The sequence below is a fragment of the Aeoliella straminimaris genome (genome assembly GCF_024054565.1).
Taxonomy (GTDB): domain Bacteria; phylum Planctomycetota; class Planctomycetia; order Pirellulales; family Lacipirellulaceae; genus Aeoliella; species Aeoliella straminimaris.
On the sequence record NZ_JAMXLR010000006.1, the window covers coordinates 89,728 to 113,099 of the forward strand.

Genomic DNA, 23,372 nt, shown 5'->3' on the forward strand with positions numbered 1-23,372 from the left:
GGATCGAAGCGAGCATCCAATCACCCTTGCGCCGACGCCTGCGGCAGGTGCAACTCGACCAGTTCGTTGAACTCCTCGAGCTGAGACGCGATCCAGGCGTCATCGAACCCGAACTCGCTAGCGATCATTTTCGCCACGCGAGGGGCAGCCCTTCGCGCCGCTGCCGCGTTCAAGAGCAGCGCCCGGGTGCGACGGGCCAGCACGTCCTCGACGGTCACGGCCATTTCGTTGCGAATCGCCCACAACGCTTCGCCGGCCGAGTAGGGGAGCGAAGGGTCGAGCGGCTCGGCCAGCGTGGGGTCGTGGTGCGCAAGGTCGGAGATGGCCTGCTTGTCTTGTGGGCGAAGGGCCAGCGACTCGGTGCGGCACGCCAACTTCGGCAGCCCCGCCACTTCAATCGCCCGATCGACCGCGTCCTGGGCCATCCGACGATAGGTAGTCCATTTGCCACCCATCACGGATATCATGCCCGACTCGGTGACCTCGATCACGTGGTCGCGGGCTAGCTTCGAGGTGGTCTCCTCGCCGCTTGCCACCAGGGGACGGATGCCGGCAAAAATGGAGCGGATATCGCCCCGCGTGGGATTTTCGCTCAGGTAATCGCTCACGGTGGTAATCAGGAAGTCGATCTCCTCTTCCTGCGGCACCGGTTCGATAGGGGTCGATTCGAGCGGGGTGTCAGTAGTGCCCACCAGCGTGGCGCCGTTCCACGGAATAGCGAAGATCACGCGTCCGTCTGATGTTTTCGGAACGATCATCGCCGAGTCGCCCGGCAAGAAGCGGCGATCGAGCACGATGTGTGTACCCTGGCTGGGCTGAATGCGAGCTTTGCGGGAGCTGTCGTCGAGCTGCCGAAGGTGGTCGCTGAACGGCCCCGTGGCGTTCACCACCACGCGAGCGCTCACTTCGTACTCCACACCTGATAGCGTATCGCGAGCTACCAAACCAGAAACCCGATCGTCGATGTGCTGCAGTCGGTCGACGTTCATGTAGTTGACGCAGATGGCCCCCTCGTCGATGGCGGTCTCGACCATCGAGACCAGCAGCCGGGTATCGTCGAAGCCAGCGTCGAAGTAGCGAATGCCCCCTTTGAGGCCGGAAGTTTTGATCGTGGGCAGCGCCGCCCGCGTGGCGCTGGGAGATAGATAGCCCGAGCGACCGATGTTCAAGCTGCCAGCCAACAAGTCGTAAGTCTTGAGCCCCGACCAGTAGTATGGCACCTCCCACGTGGCATACACCGGCACGATGGTGGGCAGCGGATACACCAGCTGCGGTGCATTCTTCAGCAGCAACCCACGCTCGTGCAGCGCTTCACGCACCAGCGACACGTTGCCCTGCTGCAGATAGCGCACGCCGCCATGCACCAACTTGGTGCTGCGGCTTGACGTGCCTTTACCGAAGTCGTACCGCTCGCACAGGGCGACGCGAAAACCTCGCGAAGCCGCATCGAGCGCAATACCGACGCCGGTCGCCCCGCCACCGACGACGGCCATGTCGAACGCGTCGCCCCGCGCAAGAATGTCGATTTGCGTTTGGCGGGAATAATCCGGGTTGGGGGGCAAAGCGGACATAGGCGGTGACGGTTCGCGGTGGAAGGTCGGTTGTGGGCGAGAGTCTGCGGAGACGCAGTCTAATCGAGCGCCCACTCCCGGGCCCGCTCCACGGCGCGATTCCAGGTGGCTCGGCGCTCGGCTGCCAGGTCGGCGGGTATCTTGGGTCCGAACCGTTTGTCGACCTGCCACTGCGCCTGGAGTTCACCGCGGTCGGACCAAACGCCGGTGGCCAGTCCCGCCAGATAGGCGGCGCCCAGGGCCGTGGTCTCGGTCACGGCGGGGCGGACCACTTCGGCCTGCAGCAGGTCGGCCTGCATTTGCATCAGCAGATCGTTGTTGCTCGCGCCGCCGTCGACACGAAGCTCGGAAAGCGACAGGCCCGAGTCACTCTGCATGGCCGAAACAATGTCGGCGACCTCGTACCCGATGCCCTCGAGTGCCGCGCGGGCGATATGAGCCGCCGATGTACCTCGCGTCAAACCGACGATGGTACCCCGGGCGTAAGGGTCCCAGTGCGGTGCGCCGAGGCCCGCCAGCGCCGGCACAAAGTACACACCGCCGGTGTCGTCGACGGAGGTGGCCAGTTTTTCGATATCGGCCGCACTCTTGATGATGCCCAACTGGTCGCGGAGCCACTGCACCACGGCCCCGGCAACGAAGATGCTGCCTTCCAGGGCGTACTCGGTAATGCCGCCAATCTGCCAGGCCAGCGTGGAGAGCAGCTTGTGCTCGGAGGGTTTGGCCTCAGTGCCGGTGTGCATCAAGGCGAAGCAACCGGTGCCGTAGGTGTTCTTGACCATGCCGGGCTTGAAACACGCCTGGCCAAACAGCGCGGCATGCTGATCGCCTGCCATGCCAGCAATCGGCACCCCGGCCAGGGGCTGGCCTTTGGCCACCGTGGCATACACTTCGCTGGAGGAGTGAATCTCCGGCAGCACTTCGCGCGGCACACCCAACAGGGCGAGCAGTTGGTCATCCCACTGGCAGCGGTGAATGTCCATCAACTGTGTACGACCTGCGTTGGTGACGTCGGTGATGTGTAGCGCACCGCCGGTAAGCTGATAGACCAGCCAGGTGTCCACCGTGCCAGCAGCCAATTCGCCCCGCGCGGCCCGCTCGCGAGCGTCCGGCACGTGGTCGAGCAGCCAAGCGAACTTGGTTCCCGCGAAATACGGATCGATGACCAAGCCGGTCCGTTCGGCGATCCTTGCCTCGTGGCCGCCCAGACGCAGTTGATCGCAAGTATCCGCGGTACGGCGATCCTGCCAGACGATGGCCGGGTGGATCGGCTCGCCGGTGGCGCGATCCCAGATAATGGCGGTTTCTCGCTGATTGGTAATGCCCAGGGCCGCCAGATCGGCCACCTCCAGGCCCGCCTTGGCAACGGCTTCGACCGCCACTTCGAGCTGCGACTGCCAGATCTCCAGCGGATCGTGCTCCACCCAGCCAGGCTTGGGGTAGAACTGCTGGAACTCGCGTTGAGCGATGCTGACGATATTGCCAGCCTGGTCAAACACGATGGCTCGGGAAGAAGTGGTACCCTGGTCAAGGGCCAGAATGTGGGGCATCGCCTATTACCTCGCCTGTTTGGTTGAAGTGGCACCCGCGAAAAGACGGTCCGTTCAAGTTACAATGCATCCGCAGAAGTTACCACAGGTGGTTCCCAGTACGTGATCGTGCGTACGGTGCAGTGCTGCCTGGGGTCTGACCTCCGAATCCTGTCTCTCGCCCCTTAGCTATATGCCTCGCCCCAAACGCATTACCGTACCCGAGTTCACCGCCTTCAAGCAGTCGGGCCACAAGATTTCCGTACTTACGGCCTACGATTACCCCACCGCTCGGCTGCTGGACGAGGCGGGCGTCGAGTGCATTCTGGTGGGTGATACGCTGAGCATGGTGGTGCAGGGCCGCGAGAATACCCTGCCGGTAACGGTTGAGGAGATGATCTACCACGCCGAAATGGTGGGCCGCGCCGTGGATCGGGCGTTGGTGGTGGTCGACATGCCGTTTCCCAGCAATTACCTGGGGCGCTACAAGGCCATCGAAACCGCGGGCGAGATGCTCAAGCGGACTAGAGCCCAGGCCGTGAAGCTCGAAGGGGGCAGCGAACAGGCCGAAACCATTCGCTCGCTCACCTGCGCCGGCATTCCCGTCATGGCGCATTGCGGTTTGCGGCCGCAGAGCGTGCACCAACTGGGCGGCTACCGCGTGCAACGCGACCGCGAGCACCTGCTGGAGGATGCCCGCGCGGTGTCCGAAGCAGGAGCGTTCGCCATGGTGCTGGAATGCGTGCCCCGGGACGTGGCGGCCGACATCACGGCCCGCGTGCCGATCCCCACCATCGGTATCGGCGCCGGCCCCGACTGCGACGGGCAGGTGCTGGTGGTGAACGACATGCTGGGTCTCACCAGCGACCACGTGCCAAAGTTCGCCAAGCAGTACGCCAACCTGAAGCAGGACATCATCGACGCGGCCACCAAATATCGCGACGAGGTGCGGGACGGCACTTTCCCTGGGGAGGAGCATGGGTACAAGTAGCGGGCGAAGAGCCACCAAGGCCCTCGCAGCTTCCGTTGCGGGCCATGGAGTATTTCAATTGCTCATGGAATTGGGACATCGATCTTTCGTACGACGCTATGCCGCCACTGATTGACATCCAGCACGTCGACTACACGCAGGGTACCACCAAGATCCTGCGTGACGTTTCCTGGCAGCTCGACGCCGGAGCACACTGGGCGGTGCTCGGGCCCAACGGCTCGGGCAAGACCACGCTGCTGAAGATCGCCTGCGGCTACATCTGGCCGTCGAGCGGCTGCGTACTTCGTGGTGGCGAAGAGCTGATTGACCTCCGCGAATGGCGCAAGCGAATCGGCTGGATCTCCAGCGAACTGGTAACCCAGGTTCCCAAGAAAGATACGGCCGTTGAAACGGTCGTAACCGGTCGCACTGCACAGGTGGGGCTGCGTTACCTGCCGACGTTCCATCCCACCGAGGCCGAATTCGCCGAAGCCCACGAGCGTCTCGAGGCGATTGGCTGTGCGGCGCTGGCCGACAAGCCGTTCGGCGTGCTCTCGCAAGGCGAGCGGCAACAGGTGCTATTCGCCCGGGCAACAATGGCCGAACCGGTGCTGCTGGTGCTCGACGAGCCCTGCGCCGGCATGGATCCGGGCGTGCGCGAACGGTTCCTGCATTGGCTCGACGCACAACTGGCCCAGCCGGACGGCCCCTCGACCCTATTCGTCACGCATCACGTGGAAGAGATCATGCCGAGCGTCGAACGCACGCTGATCATGCGCGAAGGGACCATCGTCGAGCAGGGAGCCACCAGCGAAGTGGTCACGCAAGCGATCATCGAGTCGGCCTACGAAATTCAACTGGCCGAACTGCGCGAGTCGGGCAGGCGCCGCTGGCCTATTTGGGCTGAGTCATAGGTCGCAAGCAAACCCGGCCGCCAACGCCCAATAGCCGCTGAGCTACGCCTCGTCGGAACAAGCGCCATCACACGTCGCAAACCGCTTCGGGCCCTACTATGGTCTGCAGCGCGCCCGGCACCACGCGGAAACGAATGGGCTCTTCGTCCACCAGGTCGCCATCGATGGAGAACTTGATTACGGGCTGCGAGCGAACTTCAATCGACTTGGCCTGCCGATAGAGGACCTTGCCCGATTGGATGTACTCGTCGAACAGGTACCTTCCAGTCAGAGCCGCAATGTCCATCACGGACCCCTCTTCGATCACCACGACGTCCAACAGTCCATCGTTCAGTTTTGCGTTGGGAGCAATGCGAATCCGACCGGCCGAGGTCTGGCCGTTGGCAACAATCAAGTTCCAGACCGGCAGAATGGAGGTGGAGCCGTCGTCCCAAGTGACCGATGTCTCGAAGCTGCGCAGATCAGCCAGCACCGACAAACCGGAGATCAGGTAGCACATCGCCCCCCAGGTCTGCTTCTGCTCCGACGTGATCGATTCGGTCACGCGGTGGCTGTTGCCACCGGTGGCGATGTTCGCGAAGCGTGTGGACCGCGAAGCGGTGTGGAGTTCGGCCACGTCCAGCCGGCAGGCTGTGCCGTGGCGGATCAGATCGAGCGCGGCGTCGAGGTCGTCCGGCACGTCGAGCGATGCGCAGTAGTCGTTGGCCGTTCCCAGTGGCAACACGCCAAACACCACATCGTCGGCCGCGTCGGCCATGCCGTTGATCACCGAGTTGATGGTGCCGTCACCGCCGGCGGCAATCACCCGCCGCACCCCCTGCTGGCAGGCAGTGCGGACCTTGGCCTCCGCATCGCGGGAGTGCTCGGGCGTAATAAGCCGTGTGCCGGGTTCGGCCTCCAGTTGCCGGCGGACCTCGTCGGCCTCCTGCACTCGGCCAGCGTGGGAATTCCATATCACGAGGGTGTCGACGGGGCCGTCCATGAGCGAGGGGATCTCGGCGGGGGGATTCTGAGGGGGAACCAATACGTGGCCTCAGGCGTCGAATACCCAAGGCCCGAGGTGTTAAATCGTTACGATTATCGCGTTGGCTGGCCACGGGGGTAGCCGCCGGCGGGCAGATTTCTGCTGGCGTGCGGCCAATCCTGCGTGACCCCGCAGCCTGGAGCCGATATACTTACCCGTAGTTCTCGCCCTCAAACGGACACTTGCCGGAGGATCGTTGGTCATGGACAAACTGCTCACCCAGGTTCGCCGCGCTCACCGCCGGTTGTTGGTCGAGAAGTTTCTGCACTTTCTGGTGTGGTCGGCGTTTATTGCCCTGGCCGTGGCCGCCGTGGCGATTGCCGTGCCCCAGCTGGTGGCCATCGAGAATCTGCCCGCCAATTGGACCCAGATCTGGCTGTGGCTGGCCGGTGGTGGATGCGTGCTGGGTGCCCTGGTGGCCACGTACCTCACCCGTCAGAGCACGCTGGATGCGGCCATCGAAATCGACCACCGCTATCAGCTTCGCGAGCGGGTGGCCAGCAGCCTGGCGCTCTCGCCACACGACCTGGAGTCGCAGGCCGGACAGGCTCTGCTGAAAGACGCCACCCACCGCATCGACCGGATCGACATAGGCGAGAAATTCCGTCCGCACATGGACCGCCGGGCATGGCTGCCACTGGTGCCTGCTGTGCTCGTGTTCTGCCTGATCACCTTTGGCAGCAACAAACAGGCCATCAGCAGTGTGGAACCCACCACCAAGACCGCCTCGCAGGCCAAGGTGAAGAAAGCCACCGAAGAGCTACAGAAGAAGCTCGAAGCCATGAAGAAGAAGGCCGAGCAAAAGGACCTGAAGACCGCCGAGGAACTGCTGAAGGAACTGGAGAAGGAAACCAAGGACCTGGCAAAAGACGACGCCGAGGAACGCAAGAAGACCACCGTCAAACTGAACAACGTCGCCAAGCAGTTGGAAGAACGCCGCGCGAAGCTAGGTACTTCCGAATCGCTGCAAAAGCAGCTCGAAAACATGAAGGAGCTGAGCCAGGGTCCCGCCGACAAGATGGCCAAGGCGATGAAACAGGGCGACTGGAAGAAGGCGCTCGACGAGTTGAAGAACCTGCAGGACAAAGTCGCCAAGGACAATCTGTCGCAGGCGGACAAACAGAAGCTGCAGAAACAGCTCGAACAACTGAAGCAAAAGCTGAACGAAGCCACCCAGGCCAACCGCGAAGCAATGGATCAGCTCAAACAGCAGATTGAAGAGCAACGCAAGAAAGGCAACCTTGCCAAGGCAGGGGAGTTGCAGCAGAAACTCGACCAACTGCAGAAGAACCAGCCGCAGATGCAGAACCTGGACAAGCTGGCTCAGAAGCTACAGCAGTGCCAGAACTGCATGAACAAGGGCGACAAGCAGGGCGCCGCCCAAGCCATGTCGGAACTGGCCGACCAACTGCAACAAATGCAGCAGGAAGGTCAGGAGCTCGAGATGCTCGACGAGGCCATGGCGCAGTTGCAAGCCGCCAAGAACGCCATGAACGGCATGGACATGGACCAGGCCTTCCCCAACGGCATGGGGGGAATGGGTAACCAGTTTGCCGAGAACCCCGGCATGGGCATGGGCGCTGGTCAAGGCTCCGGACCACGGCCCGATGAAGAGAACCCCACCCAATTCCGCGACACCCGCGTCCGTCAAAAGCCGGGCCAAGGCGCCGCGACATTCGGTGGCTTTGTTGATGGCCCCAATATCTCGGGCCAAACTGGCGTGGCCGCCGAACAAGAGCTCGAGGGCATCAACGCCGAACCTGCCGATCCGCTCACCAGCCAACGCCTGCCCCGCGGCCACGGCGAACACGCCGAAGAGTATTTCAAGCAACTGCGGGAATACTAGACCACTCCAGTTGAAAGCCGATTGCTGAGCCACCAACGATGGGAGCGTGCTGCGCGCAGACGCTTCCCTTATACCCGTAGCTCCATCTGTGCCGATTCTATCGGTTATTTTATGGCAAAAGGACGCTTTGACCGCGCTGGCAGTGCGTAGACAACCTGCGCTGGCAAAGGTAGATTAGGAAGACTTTGAGGCCCCCCTGCCGGGGCGGTAACGTTGGCCGTTCGCGGGTGGTCTCTGATGCGAACGAGTGAAGGATGAACTCCCGATGTGTAGCACGAGCCACTCGATGAAGTGCGCCTGGGTTCTGTTGGCGGCTACTTTGCTGGTAGTGTCCGCCGAGTCGGCTCGGGCCGTGAGCGAACAATTGGCTCAGGCAATCGACGGGACCAAAAGCTCGTTCGAGCCGGTTACGCCTGAACAGGTGGCCGCCGCCCGCGAAGAGCTGATCGCTACCGCCGAACAGTTTGAGCAGTTTCTCGACTCCGGTGGCGAGCGCGGCGAGGTTTGGAAGCGTTACCTGGAGTGGGAAGGTGTCCAGCAAAGCCTGGGCGAACCGCTGAATCCTGCGCTGGCCCCGCTGGCACAGTCGCTCAATCGCTTTCGCTCCGGTGCTGCTGGCACCGAATTGCCGCAGTTCCGTCGGGTGGCTGTGGCCATGGAAAAGTTCATCGACCTGTCGACCCTCGCGCGTGCCAGGGATCAGCAAGCGTTCGTCGACCGCCAACTCGACCTGCTGGCAAAGTACCTCGACCGTTACGCCGAGGACAACTCGACCCGCGCCCGCTTCGAAGTCGAACGGCGACTCGACTTTTTTACCGGTATCGGTCAAGCACCCGAACTGATTGCGGCGTTGCGGAACGAATTCAACCACCCGAATTTTCGCGCGGAGATCTCGGAGAAATTCCTCGCCCGCGTGGCGTCCGATCCCGTGGATAACGTTTCTCCGGTGCGCGACTGCATCCTGGGCACTACCATTCGTGGTACCGGGCACACGACCGGTTCGGTGAGCCTTTCGACTGTTCCCAACAGTCAGCAGGCCGAACTGCTGCTGACGCTCAGCGGAGTGACGCACTCGGAGACCAACGGCTACAACGACCCGGTGGTGATACGTAGCAGCGGCACCACCCCGTTTACCGCCACCAAGCGAATCGCCCTGGAAGACAGCAACTTCTGGAACTATCCCACTCACGTGAGTGCTACCACCAGCACCACCACGCGAAGTGTGAAGAAGCAGGGGGGTGGCATCGGAAGCCGACTGATCGAGGCCATCGGCGAGCGCCAAGTGGAACAGAAGAAGCCCCAGGCCAACCGCATCGCCGCCCGCCATGCGGAGGATCGTATCTCTGAAAACATGGAAGAGGAGCTGCTACCCAAGCTGCAGGATGCTCGCTACGAGTACGAGAACCAGTTCCAGAAACCGCTAGCAAATCGCAACGCCGAGCCGCAGATGGTGGCCTTCTCGACCACCGATAGCAGCCTGAACTTCGACCTGCTGCAAGCGGGGCGGGGTGAACTGGGAGCCGACGCTGCACCGCCCGCCTTCGCCGCGGGACACGACCTCGCCGTGCGGTTGCACGAGACGGGTGCTTCGAACCTGGCTGCGGTCATTCTGTCGGGTGCCACGCTGTCGCAGCAGACCAAGGACGGGCACCCCAAGCTGAACGTTGAATTACCACCGGCCATGCGCAAGGCAATCGACAATGCTCGCGAGGAAGCCGAGGACGAGCCCGCTGCGGACGACGAGCGCGAGTTCAAACCCTGGTCGCTGACGTTCCGCCGCCTCCGCCCGATTACGCTGGACTTCAAAGACCAGAAGATCGTCGTCCGCATCCACTCGGCCCGCATCCAGGTACAGGACGACACCTACGATGGCTGGGACATCGTGGCCACCTACGGCATGCATCTCCAGAATGGCGGATTGTTCCTGGTCCGAGATGGTGACATTGAGGTGATTCCCACGTCGTTCGATCCGGCCGAGGGGGGCAGCTTGAACAATCGCCAGGTCGGCACCCGCGGTGTGCTCGCCAAAGAGCTCAATCGCCAGTCCGACGCCGGCCGTGGCTTCCCCGAGGAGATCGAGATTCCGATGATCGATCTGCCCGAGGCCATCGCGGAACATGGCCCGCTGTTGCTGGAAGATGCTAGCAGCGACGCCGGTTGGCTCCAGCTGGGTTGGCAGCTGCCACCAAGGTAAATCGGCCCGCCTGCCTACTTTTTCTGCCACGCGAATCGCCCATGTGGCGCTCGCCCTGCACCGCGAATCCACGGCTTTTCTCCTCATAAACTGCGGTCGTATCGCCAGCACTGGCAGGCCGACTTGCGGATTTTTCTGCGCTCTTCTCGCGCGCCAGCCTCGATTTGTCAAAGTTTGACGGTTAGGCCGACGATACCAACTGTGCTGAATACTCACGGGGGGGTGAGGATTCGAGCGACTGCGCCCTGCGAATTGCGAGCACTGCTGGCAACTCGCAGGGGCGGTCGACTCGATGGTCGGAATCCCTAAGACTTTACCCCCCGAACTGACATGAGTCGGAACACCCGCAGCAACCTGAGTCTCGCCCTGGCGTTCTTGATGCTGGCAACAGGTTGCCAGCCGACCCAGCCGTTCTTCTTCCATGAAGACGGCGATCTGTCGCACTACGTCGACGTGTCGACCGACATCGAGTTTCCGGACGTGGAAGAACCGGTGCTCGACGAGGTGACCCAGGCGCAGCGCCCCTTGTCGCTGAAAAACATGGACGACTACGAGATGTGGGACCTCACCCTCGAGGAGGCCACCCGCATCACGATGTGCAACAGCCAGGTCATGCGCCAACTGGGCGGCCGTGTCGCCACCAGTGCGCCGGATACCATCTCGCGAACCATCGTCAATGCCGCGCAGGTTACCACCACCTACGACCCGGCGCTCGTGGAGACGGGCAACGGACAGTCGTTCGGCTCGCAGTTCGATGGCGTGGGCGTCGAGTCGGCGCTCAGCGAGTTCGATGCCCAACTGCAAGGTAGCATGGTCTGGCAACGCAACGACCGGCCGGTGAACTTTGGCAGTGCGTTTGGCACCTTCTTCGCACAGGACTTCCAGCAGGACCTGGGCGACTTCAACATGGGCGTTACCAAGAACACTGCCGACGGCAGCACCTGGGGATTCCGCAATGCTACGACCTATGACAGCAACAACAATGGCAACCGGCAAACCCCCAGCGACTGGGAAACGAACTTCGAAGCCTTCTTTAATCAACCGTTGTTGCAGGGACGCGGCACGCAGTATAACCGTATCGCGGGCCCCTACTCGTTCGATCAATATGCGGCCAACGCCCCGAACAGTTTCGACGGTGTGATGATCGCCCGTATTCGCACGGACCTGACGCTGGCCGACTTCGAAGGTGGCATTCGCAATCTGATGCGGGACGTCGAACAGGCATACTGGGAACTCTACTTTGCGTATCGCGATCTCGATGCTCGCAAGCAAGGCCTGGAAAGTGCTCGGGGCACCTGGCAGCGGTTGAATCTGCTGTACCTCAACGAACTGGCTCGTGCCAGCGACGAGTCGCAGGCCAAGACGCAGTTCTTCCAATTCCGTGCACAGGTGGAGCAAGCCCTGACCGAAGTGTTCCGCGCCGAAGCTCGCCTGCGATACATCATGGGTCTCAGCGTCTCGGATGGCCGCTTGATTCGTCCGATCGACGAACCGGTCATCGCCCGTGTCGACTTCGACTGGGCCGCCACCAGCGTGGAAGCCTTGTCGCGACGCGTGGAAGTGCGGAAGCAGAAGTGGCAAATCAAGCGTCGCGAACTGGAGCTAATCGCCGCCCGCAATCACCTGCTGCCTCGTTTGGATGCCGTGGGTCGCTATCGCTGGGTGGGTGCCGGTGACGAACTGATCGACTACAACGCACCGACTGGCATGGGACGTTTTGCCGAAGGGACCAGCGCCTTCCAGTCGCTGACCTCCGGCGACTTCCAGGAATGGGAACTGGGACTGCAACTCGCCATTCCAATTGGATTTCGCCGTCAACTCGACGGGGTGCGTCACGTCCAACTGTTGCTGGCTCGCGAACGGGCGGTGCTGCAAGACCTGGAATTGGAAGTTTCCCACCAATTGGGCGACGCCTTCCGCGATATCGACCTGAACTACCAATTGGCGCAAACCCAGTTCAACGCTCAAGTTGCAGCCGAACGGGAGGTCGCCTCCGTAAAGCCGGCCGTCGAACAGGGCCTGCTTAACATCAATGTTTTGCTCGACGCTCAACGGCGGAAAGCCGAAGCCGAAAGTGCTTACTACCGTTCGATTGTGGACTACAACTTGGCTATCCTGGAAGTACACTATCGCAAGGGATCGTTGCTGGATTACAACGGCGTCTACCTGGCCGAAGGCCCCTGGCCCGGCAAAGCGTACTTCGACGCACTGCGTCGGGCTCGTCAGCGTGACGCCAGCATGTACCTGGACTACGGCTTCACACGTCCCAACGTGATGAGCCGCGGCCCGGTCAGCCAGTCGATGGGCCAACCCGGTACGATTCCTGCTGACACTTATTTCCAAGGTGAAGTAGTTCCCCGTGGCGAACCGACTCCGGCTGGTGAGCCTCAGGAGACCGTGCAGCCTACCGACACCGGCGCGGCACTGATGCCCGTCTCGCCAGTGCAGCCGGCAGGATACATGGAAACCGCTACGCCACGGTCGGGTAATCTGCAAAACGCCGGTTACCAGGCACCGACCCCACAAGGACGCATCACTTACGCCGCCAGCACGCCCCATGAAGGACAAGCCAATCACGCGCCTGGTCCGCCTGCTGCGGGTGCTGGAACTGGAGGGGGCTCGTTCCGCTAGGGAACTGATGAAGGCCACCGGCGCGAGCCGCCGCACGCTGTTCCGCGACCTGGACGCCATCCGCGAAGCGGGCATCGAGGTTGCCTATAGTCGCCGCAAGGGTGGCTACCAGCTGGCCGAGTCCTGCGGGTTCTCGGCAGGCGAGCTGACCTCCGACGAGCTGGTTTCGCTGGTGGTGCTGGCCGAGCAGGTGGGCAACGACCAGCATGTGCCATTCTTCGAGCCGGCTGGCACCGCGGCCCGTAAGCTGCAGTCCAACATGGCGCCGAAAGAGAAGGCGCAACTGGCCGAACTGGCCGCTGCCATTACGCTGATACCCAATGGCGTGGCCGATCTCGACTCCAAGTCACAGCAGTTCGGTCAACTGCTTGACGCCCGCCGCGAACGAAGAGTTCTGCGGATGAAATACGCCAGCCTCACCGAGTGGGACACCATTGTTACGAAGCTGCGGCCGTACCAGTTGATCTACTCGCGCCATAGTTGGCACGTCATCGGCCGATCGAGCGTGCATCGCGAAGTACGCACCTTCAAACTGTCGCGAATCGTGTCACTGGAACCGCTCGACGAATCGTACAAGCTGCCTCGCGGCTTTAGTCTGCGACGCTACCTGGGCAATGCCTGGCGGATCATCCCCGAAGCGGGCAGCGACATGAAGGTGGCCGTGCGATTCTCGCCGCTGGTGGCAACAAACGTCTCCGAGGTGCTCTGGCACCCCACCCAGCGGCTCGAGCCCCAGCCGGATGGTTCGGTGGTTTTTCACGCTACGGTTTCGGGGGTGAACGAAATTAGCTGGTGGATCCTGGGCTACGCCGACCAGGCCGAAGTGCTCAGGCCGGCAAGACTGCGAAAACTGGTAGGCGACCGCGCCCGCAATATGGCCCGAGTGTACGATCGATAATCGTTCGGCCGTGGGGTATACTCGGGCCGTTCCCAGTATTCGTTCTTCAGCCCCCAGTCCCAAAATTGTTCTTTACGTTCGATGGCATCGATGGTGCAGGAAAGTCGACCCAGATCGACTTATTCTGCCAATGGGTTCGCGACCAGGGACACACCGTGACACAGTGCCGCGATCCGGGAAGCACGCCACTGGGCGAGCGCATTCGCGATCTGCTGCTCACGCACGATACCAACGTTTCGATCCATCGCCGCAGCGAGATGCTGCTGTACATGGCGGCGCGGGCGCAGTTGGTCGAGGAGGTGATCCGCCCGGCCCTAGGGCGGGGTGAAGTGGTGGTGTCGGACCGCTACTTGCTCGCAAACATCGTGTACCAAGGCCACGCAGGACAGTTGCCACTCGAGCAAGTGCGGGCGGTGGGCGAAATAACCATCGATGACGTGCGGCCCGATGCGGTGTACGTGCTCGACATGAGTGTCGAGGCCGCCGATCAGCGGATGGCCCGCGAGCGTGATCGAATGGAAGAGCAGGGGGCAGAGTTCCGACGACGCCTGCGCGATGGCTACCTGACCGAAGCGACCAGCGATTCCGCCATTCATGTGATCGATGCATCGCAGAGCATCGAGAAGGTGCACGCCTCGATCGTAGCTATCGCCAGCGAGTTGATGCAGCGCGGGGCATCAACCTAGAACGCTTTGGACTCTGGAGTACCGGAATGGCTTGTGGTGTCGGTGGGCTGCTTTGTCGGCCGGCATCAATGGCTCGCCCTTCGCCTACTCCGACCTCCGCACAGCGAACCAATTCTTAAAAGGCTCTAAGCCTTCGTAGCCTGCTCGTGGTCCTCGCTGGACGAGCGTTGGGCGAAGTGGTCGGCCGCGACCACGATCGCGAAGGCGACCACCGCAATCACCGCACACCAGATAACTTGCGAGTCGATTGGCTCGGGCCAGTACGGATGCGTGATGGTGGTCTTGGTGATCTCGGTAACGCCAGCAGGCGGCTTCTGAAACGGCCAGACCTTCACCAGCGAGCCCAACATGAAGCCTCCAAGCACGGCCATCGTTGGATTGTATTGCCGCACCAGCAGTGCCTTGAGCACCTTGCTGAAGGTCAACAACCCCACCACACACCCAGCGGCGAAGACCACCAGCGTCCACAAGTCGTCACCAGTTGCATCGAGCGCCTTGAGCCGGTGAAGGATACCTGTGATGTCTTCGTACTTTCCCAATAGCACCAGGATGTACGCGCCGCTGATGCCCGGCAAAATCATCGCGCAGATGGCGATGGCGCCGCAGATGAAGACATACAACAGTCCCTCGCGCGGCTCCAAGTAAGCACTCTGCACCAACCAGGCAGCGAATCCCGCGGCCACGATCCCCGTGAGCCAGCAGTTCACGGTTTGTTGTTTCGACGTGGGCTTGATCATTCGCAAGACGATCACGCTCGAAGCAAGGATGAGCCCAAAGAACGCCGCTAAGGTCAGTTCGCGATAATCTTGCAACAAGAAATGCAACAGGCCGGCTAGAGTCACCACGCCTGTGAGAATGCCCACGGCCAGCGCCACCAGAAATCGCAGGTCGAGATGCTTTGCGGCATCGCGCCATTGTCCCTGGCGCAGGTACCCAAGGAATTGGCCGTCCACGTGACTGATCGCGGTGAGCAGTCGCGGGTAGATGCCCAGCAATAGCGCAACGGTTCCCCCAGAAACTCCGGGAATGATGTCGGCTGCGCCCATCAGCAACCCACGTGCGGCATTCGGCAAGTCGACGGCGAGGAATCTTCGGTTGGACATCTTAAGTTGTGCTGGATGTTCTGATTTACGCGATGCCCGTGTCCATAAAATTCCCCTGCAGGGTGGTTTCCCGCAGCTTTTAGATTGACCCGTTTTGCAAAACGCTATAAAATTTGACGCCATACTAGTTTACGCTCATCGAAAAGTAAAAGTCTGGCACAAGGCGAGTTTGTGCCAAGTTATAAGCTCCCCCCGGTTTGCTTGCATCCGATGTTGGACAGTCCGTTCCCTCAGTGGAAAGCATGTTTGTCGAGCGCATCAAGAATGGATGGGTCGTCCACGCGCCCGCCAAGATCAACTTGGCGTTGGAAGTATTAGGACGTCAGCCTGACGGTTACCACAAAGTCGAGACGCTACTTGTTCCAGTGCGTCTTTTCGACAGGCTCGTTTATTCACCTTCCGCCGAGCCGCTTAATCTGGTCGTTCGCGGTTCACGAACCTGTCCGGCCAGCCTGCTCGAGGCGGACGCCAACACGAACCTGGCTGTCCAAGCGGTGCAAAAGTTGGCCGAGCTCAGCGGACACCCCCCCACCGGATACCTGGAGTTGACCAAGCGGATACCCCTTCAGGCGGGATTGGGCGGCGGATCGAGCGACGCCGCGGCGGCGCTGGTGGCGGCCAACGCTGCGTGGAAGCTGGGCTACGACCGCCAGCAACTGGCTCGTGTTGCCGAGCAATTGGGAACCGACGTTCCGTTCTTCCTCGCCCCCGGCGCCGCCATCGGCACCGGTCGTGGCGAACAACTCGAACGGATCTCGCTGGGCCGGTCGCTGCCGATTGTCCTGGTTCAACCGCCGGCTGGCTTGTCGACACCCGTCGTGTTCGCCGGTTTGAATTTAGCGCGCGGTGAGCAGATGCCGCACCCCCAAGGTTGGTGCCGCGAGCTGGCTCACCGATTGTCGCGTGGCTGCGGCCTCGCAGCGTGCAAACATCTGGTGCAGAACTCGCTGCAACAGGCTGCACGCAACGCAACGGAGTGGATCGATCGTATGGCTGATGCCATGGAACGTTTGCCCGTCCTGGTACACCAGATGACGGGCAGTGGTAGTGCCTACTTTGCTGTGTGCCACAGTTGGCGTGACGCTCGAGTTACGGCGTCGCGTTTGCGTGGGGGGCATTGGCAGTGCGTGTTGGCAACTCGCACTAGCATGTAGTTGGCGAAGGTTCGCAAGGAGAACTTGCAGTGGAAATTACCGAAGTCCGTATCAAACTCATGGAAGAACCGGGCGAACGTCTCAAGGCGTTCTGCTCTATAACATTCGACGACTGCTTCGTTGTCCGTGATCTAAAGATCATTGAGGGGTCAACGGGGCCGTTCGTCGCCATGCCCAGCCGCAAGTTGACGTCGCATTGCCCCGGTTGTGGAATGAAGAACCACCTGCGGAGCAATTACTGCAACCAATGTGGTCGTAAACTCGACTCGAATCAGGCGGTACGCCAGCCCGATGGTCGAGCTAAGCTGTATGCCGATATTGCGCATCCCATCAATTCGGATTGTCGCGAACAAATCCAAGATGTTGTCATTCACGAATTCGAAGCCGAAATCCAACGTGCCAAGGAGCCGGGTTACATCTCGCGTTACGACGATTTCGACGACGATTATGGTGCACGCCCCACTGCGCGTGTCGACGAAGCGCATCGCACTCAGGGCACGCCAGCGCCGCATCATCCGCCACCCAGCACGCCATCGCATGCTTCGGGGTCGCCCACGCCCTCCAGCGGAGGCCACCAGACGCCCGCGATCGAGCAAGAGAAACGGGATCCCCCGAGCGACTTCGGCGCCGGAATCCTGTAGCGCCAGCCGAGGCTCACCTCGCTTTGGAATGCCGTGCCCTACTCCAACGGCTCGGTGGTATCCGGCGCAGATTGCGCCTCAGCTCCCGCCACAGACGGGGCTTCCGGAAAAGATTCGACCGAAGAGCGGGAAGGTCGCTTCCGCGGGGGCGCCGACCAGCGGCCTCCCCACTGTTGATGCAGCCCCTCGAGTAGATCCAGCCACTGCTGCTTGCTGCGCGTCTCGGGGAAGGGCGTAGGGTCTTTGGTGCGGACGCTGCGATATTCCAGCTCGAATTGCCCCGTCTTGCTGACCCGACCGATAATGGGTCGACGATAGGCGTACTGCGTTTCGGAGTTGATTCCAATCACGCCCCCCGGCGCTTTGACGGACATAATCCGCATGGCGTCGCGAATGGCAGTTGGCTCGAACGATCCCGCTTCGGTGGCCGCCTTGGCCCACAGCTTGACTGCCGCGTACGAGGTGTGCATTGCGTCGTTAACCAGCCGCTGTGGGCCGTACCTGCTGCGGAATCGCTCGATGAAGTCCAAGTTCTCAGGGGTGTAGATCGACTGAAAGTAGGTACTCACGGAGAAATCGCGGGCATCGCGATAGAAATCGGCATTGCGAACCTCCTCTTCACCAAGGCCGGTCGCGAGCTGCACGAGTTCCATGCCTCTGGACTGCATATCGCGCAAAAAAGCGGTTTGCGAATCGCCGCTGATGGTATTGATAATGGTGTCCGCCCCGGACAATTCAATATCGTCCAGAAGGGTGCGAACTTCGGTCGTACCCAGAGGCAAGTAGTTCTCACCCACCACCTTGCCGCCGAGTTGCTCCAACTCGTCTTTAACAATCTCGTTGACTACCCGCGGAAAGACATAGTCCGAACCAATCAGGTAGAACTGGCGGCTTTTTTGGGTAACGTAGGCCCACCCCAGGCAAGGGACGATGGTTTGTGTGGGATCGCCCCCCAGGTACATGATGTTCGGGCTGGTCTCCAGGCCTTCGGTATTCAGGGAGTACATCAAAAGATTGTCGCGCGACTCGACGACCGGCGCCACCATCTTTCGACTGGCTGAAGTGAAGCAGCCAAAGATGGTCGCGGCGTTCCATTCGTCGATGAGATACTTTGCCTGTTTTGCGAACATTTCTTCGTCGGACCGCCCGTCGACAATCTTGTAGTCGATCTTGTGACCGAGCACTCCCCCTTCGTCATTCAGCTCATCCGCCGACAGTCGCAAGGCATCCACGATGACTTGTTCGGGCTGCCTCATGGTGCCCGATAGCGAGTGCAGAAAACCAATTTTTACCCTATCGGCCGTGCCGCCGGGCAGGACCGCTCCCGGCTGCGCCGGCGAGCCTTGGCCGCCCCACAGCCCCCAGTAAGCAGCTCCCACCAGGCCGCCGCCGGCGGCTACACCAGCAGCGATAGCGGCACGGCGCGTCAGCCGCTTGTCGCTCTTCTCTGCTGGTCGCACCTTTTCGGGGAGCGTGGATTGCACAGTGCACGCCCGCAGATCCTCCAGCATCTCGGCGACCGTTTGATACCGCGCCTCGGGCTCGATGGCCATGGCTCGTTCGACAATTGCCGCGCAGGCGGACGGCACGCTGGCCACCGACTTTCTCGGATCGGGACGATCGGCAAAACAGTGTGCGTGAATGATGGCCACCAGGCTGTCGGAATCGGCATACGGAATCTCGCCGGCGAGCAAGCTAAAGTACGTGGCGCCCAGCGAGTAGATGTCGCTGCGTACATCGACCTTGCGGCCGGCGCATTGTTCGGGACTCATAAAGTGGGGCGTGCCGACGATCTGCCCCTGCTTGGTAAGTTTCAGGGAACCTTCCTCGGCACACTTGGCCACACCAAAGTCGGCCACTTTGATGATGTCGTCGTTGTTGATCAACAGGTTGGCTGGCTTCAGGTCGCGATGAATGAGCCCCACTTCGTGAGCGGCCATCAAGCCTTGCGCGGCTTGGATGATGATCTCTGTCGCCTGCTCGGGGGCGATCGCGCCTTGTCGCGTCAGCAGGTCGTTGGCACTACCCTGTTCGGCCAGTTCCATCACCAGAAAGTGGACTCCCCCCGCCTGGGCGATGTCGAACAGGGTAAGCACGTTGGGATGATGCAACTTGCCGGCAGCGCGGGCCTCGGACACAAATCGCTGCAGCCGCGCCGTATCGTTGGCCAGTTCTTCATGCAATACCTTCAGCGCCACCATGCGGCCGATAGCCGTATCCTGGGCCTCCAGCACAATGCCCATGCCGCCGGCACCCAGCGCGCTGGTCACCCGGTAACGTCCCAACGTCTCGCCAACCCAAGCCCTGGCCTGGCTCATATAGCGCTGACTGCGGACGCGCATGCCGGTGTCCCGGCTGGTATCGCTGCTGCATCGGACTTGGTCGAGAAACGTATTCTTCTGGCTATCGTAACTGTCGAGTTGGCGCGCGCATTCATTGCACTGGGTCAGATGATCTTCCACCACCCGCGACTCTTCGGGCGACAGTTCGTCATTCACCCAGGCGGCTAGTTCTGCTTCGCCAATATGGTTTGCTTCAGTTGGCATCTGATCGTAGTAAGCAGGCTGGGTCCGTAATGGACGGAAAAGAAAAGTGGGGCGAGCCGCGGGCCTACGACTAGTCGATCCATCCTTTGCCCATTGCGCGCAAGGCTTTCAGCACACGATGCTGCGCCACGCGGGCTGCACCCAAGGTCATGCCCATATCGTCCGCCACCTGCTGCGCCGGCTCTTCGTCGAGAACGATCCGCTCGAAGACCTGCATACTTTGGGGACTGAAACGGTCGGCAATCTGGTCCAACAAGTACTCCACAATGTAACGGTTGTGTTCCCGATCCCAGGCAGCCGTCAGGGGACTGCTGGGGTCGGCCAATTGGTCCGCCAATTCAGAAAGGTCGGGCCCTGCCTGATCGGGCCTGGAGCCTCGCTTCTGCCACAAGCGATGTAGACGATTTGATGTTATTTTCCGCAGCCAGTTTCGGAAAGCTCCCGGCCGCCCATTGTGCTCGAACTTGCCAATCTGCTGCATCACAGCCGACATCACCTCTTGGCGGACGTCGTCGGCGTCGTGCGACTGGACCTGATGTGCGCGTAACCACGACATTACCAGAGCATCATACACCTCGGCGAACTCCTGCCATGAATCGCCCGTGGTTGTATCGCGTACGCGTTCAAGAAGCGTCAGTCGTGTAAATTTCGACATCGCGCGCAGGCCCCCAGCACCCGCTTGGTCCAGTTCTCGCCAGCTTCACTGCTGATCCACACCAACTCGCCTGCATCATGCAATCACAATTACGGAGAACGGAAGGCAGTTCTTTGTGCCCCGGACCAGAGATCAGTATCGCGCATAAACCCTTGCCGAACAATAGATTACGACATCGGCGCGGTGGTTCGCAAGAAAAGGCACTTCCATTTTCGCGATTTGCCGTAATTAAATCGCCGCTGCGACTGCTTTCCTTATGTGCGACACGCCGCGGTCACCCGACATGGGCGAACTGGGGAGCTCGGAGTGACGACAGCATGGTGGCAAACCACATGCCCTGGTCGTTACGGCCCTCCAGAAAACATGCTGATTGCCGCCATCCCCACTTGTGGGGGATACGGCAATACACCGTCGCATTGCAAGCTGTAGCGGTATACCACTCCTACCTGGAGTACGGGGCCGCGAACGAAGAGAGGCAGAGTCCTAGGTACGTAATGGGAAGTTTAGCCATGCACGATAAGAATCAAGAGTTTGTCTACCTGATCGAAGACGATCTGGAGACCCGCAATTCATTGAAGGCCTGCTGCCAGCAGGCCGGATATCAAGTGCATTGCTTTGATTCGGCCGAACAGTTCCTGGCTGCCGAGCCACACCAACGGCCTTGCTGCGCGGTGGTCGATATTCGCCTCAGCGGTGGCATTACCGGCATTGCGCTGCAATCGGAACTCAAGCGTCGCAGCATCAGCGTTCCCACCATTGTCATCAGCGGCTATGCGGACGTTCGTACGGCAGTCAACTGCATGCGTCTGGGGGCCACCACGTTGCTGGAGAAACCTATTCCTCCCTCTGACTTGCTGAACGCCATTTCGGATGCCATCGAGCGGGACAAGGTGCGCCACGTGATTAGCGAGCACGTGCACAAGCTGCAGTCGTCTCTCAATCAGCTCACGGGCCGTGAACTGGAAGTGCTCGATTCGCTGCTGGCCGGCAAGCTGAACAAGCAGATCGCCTTGGAGTTGGACGTTTCGCAGCGGACCATCGAGGTCGATCGCTCGCGGATTCTCAAAAAATTCAACGCAGCCAATGCGGCGGAGCTGGCGGTCAAGGCAACCGAGCTGAAAATGCTCAAAGGGCTGAATTGCCGCTTCGACCCGGCCGAAGCATCCCCCACGGGATCGGCGCTGGCCATGCTACAGAGGTCGGTAGGAGCCAACTGACCGCACGCCGACCGGTGGGACAACCACCCGTGCTTGGGCGGCGTTAAATCGACTCGCGCTCAAGCACGATGCGTCGCCAGAGTTCGAACGTCAGCAGCATCCACAGCCGTAGGCCGTAGCGTCCAGGCCCTTCCTCCGTGCTGTAGTCCAACAGTTGCCGGACACGCTGATGCTGAAACAGCCCGGCCTGGTCGAGCGCGCGGCGGCTCAGTACCTTGCGAGCATAGCGCCGCAGCTCGCCGCGGAACCAGAAGTTCACCGGCACCCGCATGCCACTTTTGGGGCGGTCGATCACCGACGGTGGCAACGCATCGGCGTAGGCTCGTTTGAGGATCACTTTCTCCACCCCGCGGTTCAACTTCAGCCGGGGCGGGATCTGCATGCTGAGCTGGACGATCTGCCCGGCGAACAATGGAGCCAACGGCACCAGACCCGCCGCACCGGTCATCCGCTCGACCTTGGGCAGGATGAGCTGTGCTCCTTTCAAGCGAATGTTGATCGCCATCAGCTTGTTCAAAAAGTGCCGCGGCTGGTCCGTCCGGAAGAATGGACTCAGCACTTGCTCCAGGTCTCGCTCGAAGTCGATCTCGTGCGCCGCTTCCGGTGTGAGCAGCCGCAAGATCTCCTCATAGGCCCGGCGGTACGATGCCAGGTAGGCTTGCTCTCGAAAGCGTTTGTGGCGTTCGATGCCACCGTACCAATGCTGCAACAGCATCGGCAGGTTCTTGGGTCCGCCAAAGCAGGGATCGCCCCCTTCGCCGTTCAACACCACGCGGTGCTCGCGGGCCACCAGTCGCGATAGTTCGTAGTTGGGCATCGTGATCGGGTCGCCGATCGGATCGTCCAACTGCCAGATCATCTCCCGCAGCCGCGGCAGGAAGTCGCGGGGCCGCAGCAGTACCTCGTGGTGCGACGTGCCGGCGCGATCGGCCACTTCGCGAGCGAAGGACAGTTCGTTGGGATAGCGTGGCCCGAAGTGCAACGCATAGGTCCGCACCCGGCCTGGAGCCTGTCGAGCGGCTTCGGCAGCCACCAGGCTCGAGTCGAGCCCTCCTGACAGGAACACTCCCACTGGCCCGGTGGGATTCAAACGCTGAGACACCGCTTGAGAGATGGCCGAGCGAAAGTCGGCCACGATCTCCTGCTCGTCGCGCTGGTCGGTGGCTTCCTGCAACTCGGGTCGGAAGTACCGCACCACCTGCGGCGAAGAGTCGCCGGCAAAAGTCGCCACGTGCCCGGCGGGCAGGGCCAGTACCCCCTCGAGCATCGTATGTGGCGGTGGCACGAAGCTGAACGCCAGGTATTGGGCCAGCGACGCGGTACGCAGCCGGCGGGGAAAACCGGGCACGGCCAAGATACCCTTGGGCTCCACGGCAAAGAACCACCGCCCTGCATGGTGGCCGTAGTATAGGCTTCGCCCGCCAGCCGGATCACGAACCAGGTGCATCGCACGGCCATCGAACAATACCATCACAAAGTCGCCCTGCACCTGCAGTAGAGTACGGCTGCCGTGTTGCAGATAGTGAGCAAGCAGTCGCGCGAGCGGTGGCCCTTCTCCAGGGGGCAGCGCGGTAAAGTAACCGGCCGCCGCGACAAAGGCATCTCCCTGGTGGTACACGCCCCCGTGGCCGATGCCCAGCCCCTCGGTCTGTGTTGCATGATCGTAACCAACCGAGATTTTGGGATGCTCCTCCCATCGCGGCTGGCCACCACCGCGGTGGGCGAGCGTACGCCCCATGACCTCGAGCTGCTGGCGATCGGGAGAGCCGTTGAATCCAAACAAAGCCGACATA

At 61.3% G+C, this 23,372-nt stretch carries 17 protein-coding genes; 10 read left to right on the forward strand and 7 right to left on the reverse strand.

From position 1 onward, the window contains the following. Positions 1 to 20: 20 nt before the first annotated feature. Together NG895_RS01765 and glpK are read right to left on the reverse strand one after the other, a co-directional pair. Positions 21 to 1,571 carry a glycerol-3-phosphate dehydrogenase/oxidase gene (locus tag NG895_RS01765; protein WP_252850721.1) on the reverse strand — a complete coding sequence of 517 codons (1,551 nt, stop codon included), beginning with the start codon at positions 1,569 to 1,571 and terminating at the stop codon, positions 21 to 23. A 59-nt stretch (positions 1,572 to 1,630) separates the two neighbouring features. After that, complete coding sequence (gene glpK / locus NG895_RS01770) at positions 1,631 to 3,121, reverse strand: glycerol kinase GlpK (protein WP_252850722.1); 1,491 nt, start codon at positions 3,119 to 3,121, stop codon at positions 1,631 to 1,633. A 172-nt stretch (positions 3,122 to 3,293) separates the two neighbouring features. Here glpK and panB point away from each other — a divergent pair, with 172 nt between their 5' ends. Both panB and NG895_RS01780 read left to right on the forward strand, forming a co-directional pair. Further along, a complete protein-coding gene (gene panB / locus NG895_RS01775) occupies positions 3,294 to 4,091 on the forward strand; it encodes a 3-methyl-2-oxobutanoate hydroxymethyltransferase (protein WP_252850723.1) in 798 nt (265 codons plus the stop codon). Positions 4,092 to 4,189: 98 nt separating this feature from the next. After that, entirely contained in the window at positions 4,190 to 4,984 is a 795-nt protein-coding gene (locus tag NG895_RS01780; RefSeq protein WP_252850724.1) for an ABC transporter ATP-binding protein, read from the forward strand. Positions 4,985 to 5,051: 67 nt separating this feature from the next. On the opposite strand, the gene NG895_RS01785 is transcribed toward NG895_RS01780, so the two are convergent. Next, entirely contained in the window at positions 5,052 to 5,966 is a 915-nt protein-coding gene (locus NG895_RS01785) for a diacylglycerol/lipid kinase family protein (protein ID WP_252850725.1), read from the reverse strand. 244 nt (positions 5,967 to 6,210) lie between these two features. On the opposite strand from NG895_RS01785, the gene NG895_RS01790 reads away from it, so the two are divergent. The 5 genes from NG895_RS01790 (at position 6,211) to tmk (ending at position 14,263) form a co-directional block, all read left to right on the forward strand. Next, complete coding sequence (locus NG895_RS01790; RefSeq protein ID WP_252850726.1) at positions 6,211 to 7,854, forward strand: hypothetical protein; 1,644 nt, start codon at positions 6,211 to 6,213, stop codon at positions 7,852 to 7,854. 286 nt (positions 7,855 to 8,140) lie between these two features. Beyond that, on the forward strand, positions 8,141 to 10,048 hold the full coding sequence (locus NG895_RS01795; protein WP_252850727.1) for a hypothetical protein: 1,908 nt from the start codon (positions 8,141 to 8,143) through the stop codon (positions 10,046 to 10,048). Between the two features lie 330 nt (positions 10,049 to 10,378). After that, the gene (locus NG895_RS01800) at positions 10,379 to 12,679 is read left to right on the forward strand and encodes a TolC family protein (protein WP_252850728.1); all 2,301 of its coding nucleotides are present in this window, start codon (positions 10,379 to 10,381) and stop codon (positions 12,677 to 12,679) included. Next, positions 12,606 to 13,577: a helix-turn-helix transcriptional regulator gene (locus tag NG895_RS01805; protein WP_252850729.1), complete on the forward strand. Its 972-nt coding sequence runs from the start codon at positions 12,606 to 12,608 to the stop codon at positions 13,575 to 13,577. Before NG895_RS01800 ends, NG895_RS01805 begins: the two co-directional genes overlap by 74 nt. 65 nt (positions 13,578 to 13,642) lie before the next feature. Continuing rightward, positions 13,643 to 14,263 carry a dTMP kinase gene (tmk, locus tag NG895_RS01810; protein WP_252850730.1) on the forward strand — a complete coding sequence of 207 codons (621 nt, stop codon included), beginning with the start codon at positions 13,643 to 13,645 and terminating at the stop codon, positions 14,261 to 14,263. Between the two features lie 125 nt (positions 14,264 to 14,388). Here the strand turns inward: tmk and NG895_RS01815 are convergent, their stop codons facing one another. Then, on the reverse strand, positions 14,389 to 15,366 hold the full coding sequence (locus NG895_RS01815) for a DUF368 domain-containing protein (protein ID WP_252850731.1): 978 nt from the start codon (positions 15,364 to 15,366) through the stop codon (positions 14,389 to 14,391). A gap of 242 nt (positions 15,367 to 15,608) precedes the next feature. On the opposite strand from NG895_RS01815, the gene ispE reads away from it, so the two are divergent. Beyond that, entirely contained in the window at positions 15,609 to 16,520 is a 912-nt protein-coding gene (gene ispE, locus NG895_RS01820) for a 4-(cytidine 5'-diphospho)-2-C-methyl-D-erythritol kinase (RefSeq protein ID WP_252850732.1), read from the forward strand. A gap of 29 nt (positions 16,521 to 16,549) precedes the next feature. After that, on the forward strand, positions 16,550 to 17,161 hold the full coding sequence (locus tag NG895_RS30765; RefSeq protein ID WP_425267189.1) for a septation protein SpoVG family protein: 612 nt from the start codon (positions 16,550 to 16,552) through the stop codon (positions 17,159 to 17,161). Between the two features lie 38 nt (positions 17,162 to 17,199). On the opposite strand, the gene NG895_RS01830 is transcribed toward NG895_RS30765, so the two are convergent. Both NG895_RS01830 and NG895_RS01835 read right to left on the reverse strand, forming a co-directional pair. Beyond that, positions 17,200 to 19,707 carry a bifunctional serine/threonine-protein kinase/ABC transporter substrate-binding protein gene (locus tag NG895_RS01830; protein ID WP_252850733.1) on the reverse strand — a complete coding sequence of 836 codons (2,508 nt, stop codon included), beginning with the start codon at positions 19,705 to 19,707 and terminating at the stop codon, positions 17,200 to 17,202. Positions 19,708 to 19,777: 70 nt separating this feature from the next. Further along, complete coding sequence (locus NG895_RS01835; protein ID WP_252850734.1) at positions 19,778 to 20,362, reverse strand: sigma-70 family RNA polymerase sigma factor; 585 nt, start codon at positions 20,360 to 20,362, stop codon at positions 19,778 to 19,780. Positions 20,363 to 20,871: 509 nt separating this feature from the next. Between NG895_RS01835 and NG895_RS01840 the strand changes: the two genes are divergently transcribed. Beyond that, the gene (locus NG895_RS01840; RefSeq protein ID WP_252850735.1) at positions 20,872 to 21,579 is read left to right on the forward strand and encodes a response regulator transcription factor; all 708 of its coding nucleotides are present in this window, start codon (positions 20,872 to 20,874) and stop codon (positions 21,577 to 21,579) included. A gap of 43 nt (positions 21,580 to 21,622) precedes the next feature. Here the strand turns inward: NG895_RS01840 and NG895_RS01845 are convergent, their stop codons facing one another. Then, a complete protein-coding gene (locus NG895_RS01845) occupies positions 21,623 to 23,371 on the reverse strand; it encodes an asparagine synthetase B family protein (protein ID WP_252850736.1) in 1,749 nt (582 codons plus the stop codon). Position 23,372: the final 1 nt, after the last annotated feature.

Bases quoted from the DNA above. Each gene is read 5' to 3' on its own strand.
- NG895_RS01765 (WP_252850721.1), bottom strand. From the start codon at position 1,571: ATGTCCGCTTTGCCCCCCAACCCGGATTATTCCCGCCAAACGCAAATC.
- glpK (WP_252850722.1), bottom strand. From the start codon at position 3,121: ATGCCCCACATTCTGGCCCTTGACCAGGGTACCACTTCTTCCCGAGCC.
- panB (WP_252850723.1), top strand. From the start codon at position 3,294: ATGCCTCGCCCCAAACGCATTACCGTACCCGAGTTCACCGCCTTCAAG.
- NG895_RS01780 (WP_252850724.1), top strand. From the start codon at position 4,190: ATGCCGCCACTGATTGACATCCAGCACGTCGACTACACGCAGGGTACC.
- NG895_RS01785 (WP_252850725.1), bottom strand. From the start codon at position 5,966: ATGGACGGCCCCGTCGACACCCTCGTGATATGGAATTCCCACGCTGGC.
- NG895_RS01790 (WP_252850726.1), top strand. From the start codon at position 6,211: ATGGACAAACTGCTCACCCAGGTTCGCCGCGCTCACCGCCGGTTGTTG.
- NG895_RS01795 (WP_252850727.1), top strand. From the start codon at position 8,141: ATGAAGTGCGCCTGGGTTCTGTTGGCGGCTACTTTGCTGGTAGTGTCC.
- NG895_RS01800 (WP_252850728.1), top strand. From the start codon at position 10,379: ATGAGTCGGAACACCCGCAGCAACCTGAGTCTCGCCCTGGCGTTCTTG.
- NG895_RS01805 (WP_252850729.1), top strand. From the start codon at position 12,606: ATGAAGGACAAGCCAATCACGCGCCTGGTCCGCCTGCTGCGGGTGCTG.
- NG895_RS01815 (WP_252850731.1), bottom strand. From the start codon at position 15,366: ATGTCCAACCGAAGATTCCTCGCCGTCGACTTGCCGAATGCCGCACGT.
- ispE (WP_252850732.1), top strand. From the start codon at position 15,609: ATGTTTGTCGAGCGCATCAAGAATGGATGGGTCGTCCACGCGCCCGCC.
- NG895_RS01830 (WP_252850733.1), bottom strand. From the start codon at position 19,707: ATGCCAACTGAAGCAAACCATATTGGCGAAGCAGAACTAGCCGCCTGG.
- NG895_RS01835 (WP_252850734.1), bottom strand. From the start codon at position 20,362: ATGTCGAAATTTACACGACTGACGCTTCTTGAACGCGTACGCGATACA.
- NG895_RS01840 (WP_252850735.1), top strand. From the start codon at position 20,872: ATGCACGATAAGAATCAAGAGTTTGTCTACCTGATCGAAGACGATCTG.
- NG895_RS01845 (WP_252850736.1), bottom strand. From the start codon at position 23,371: ATGTCGGCTTTGTTTGGATTCAACGGCTCTCCCGATCGCCAGCAGCTC.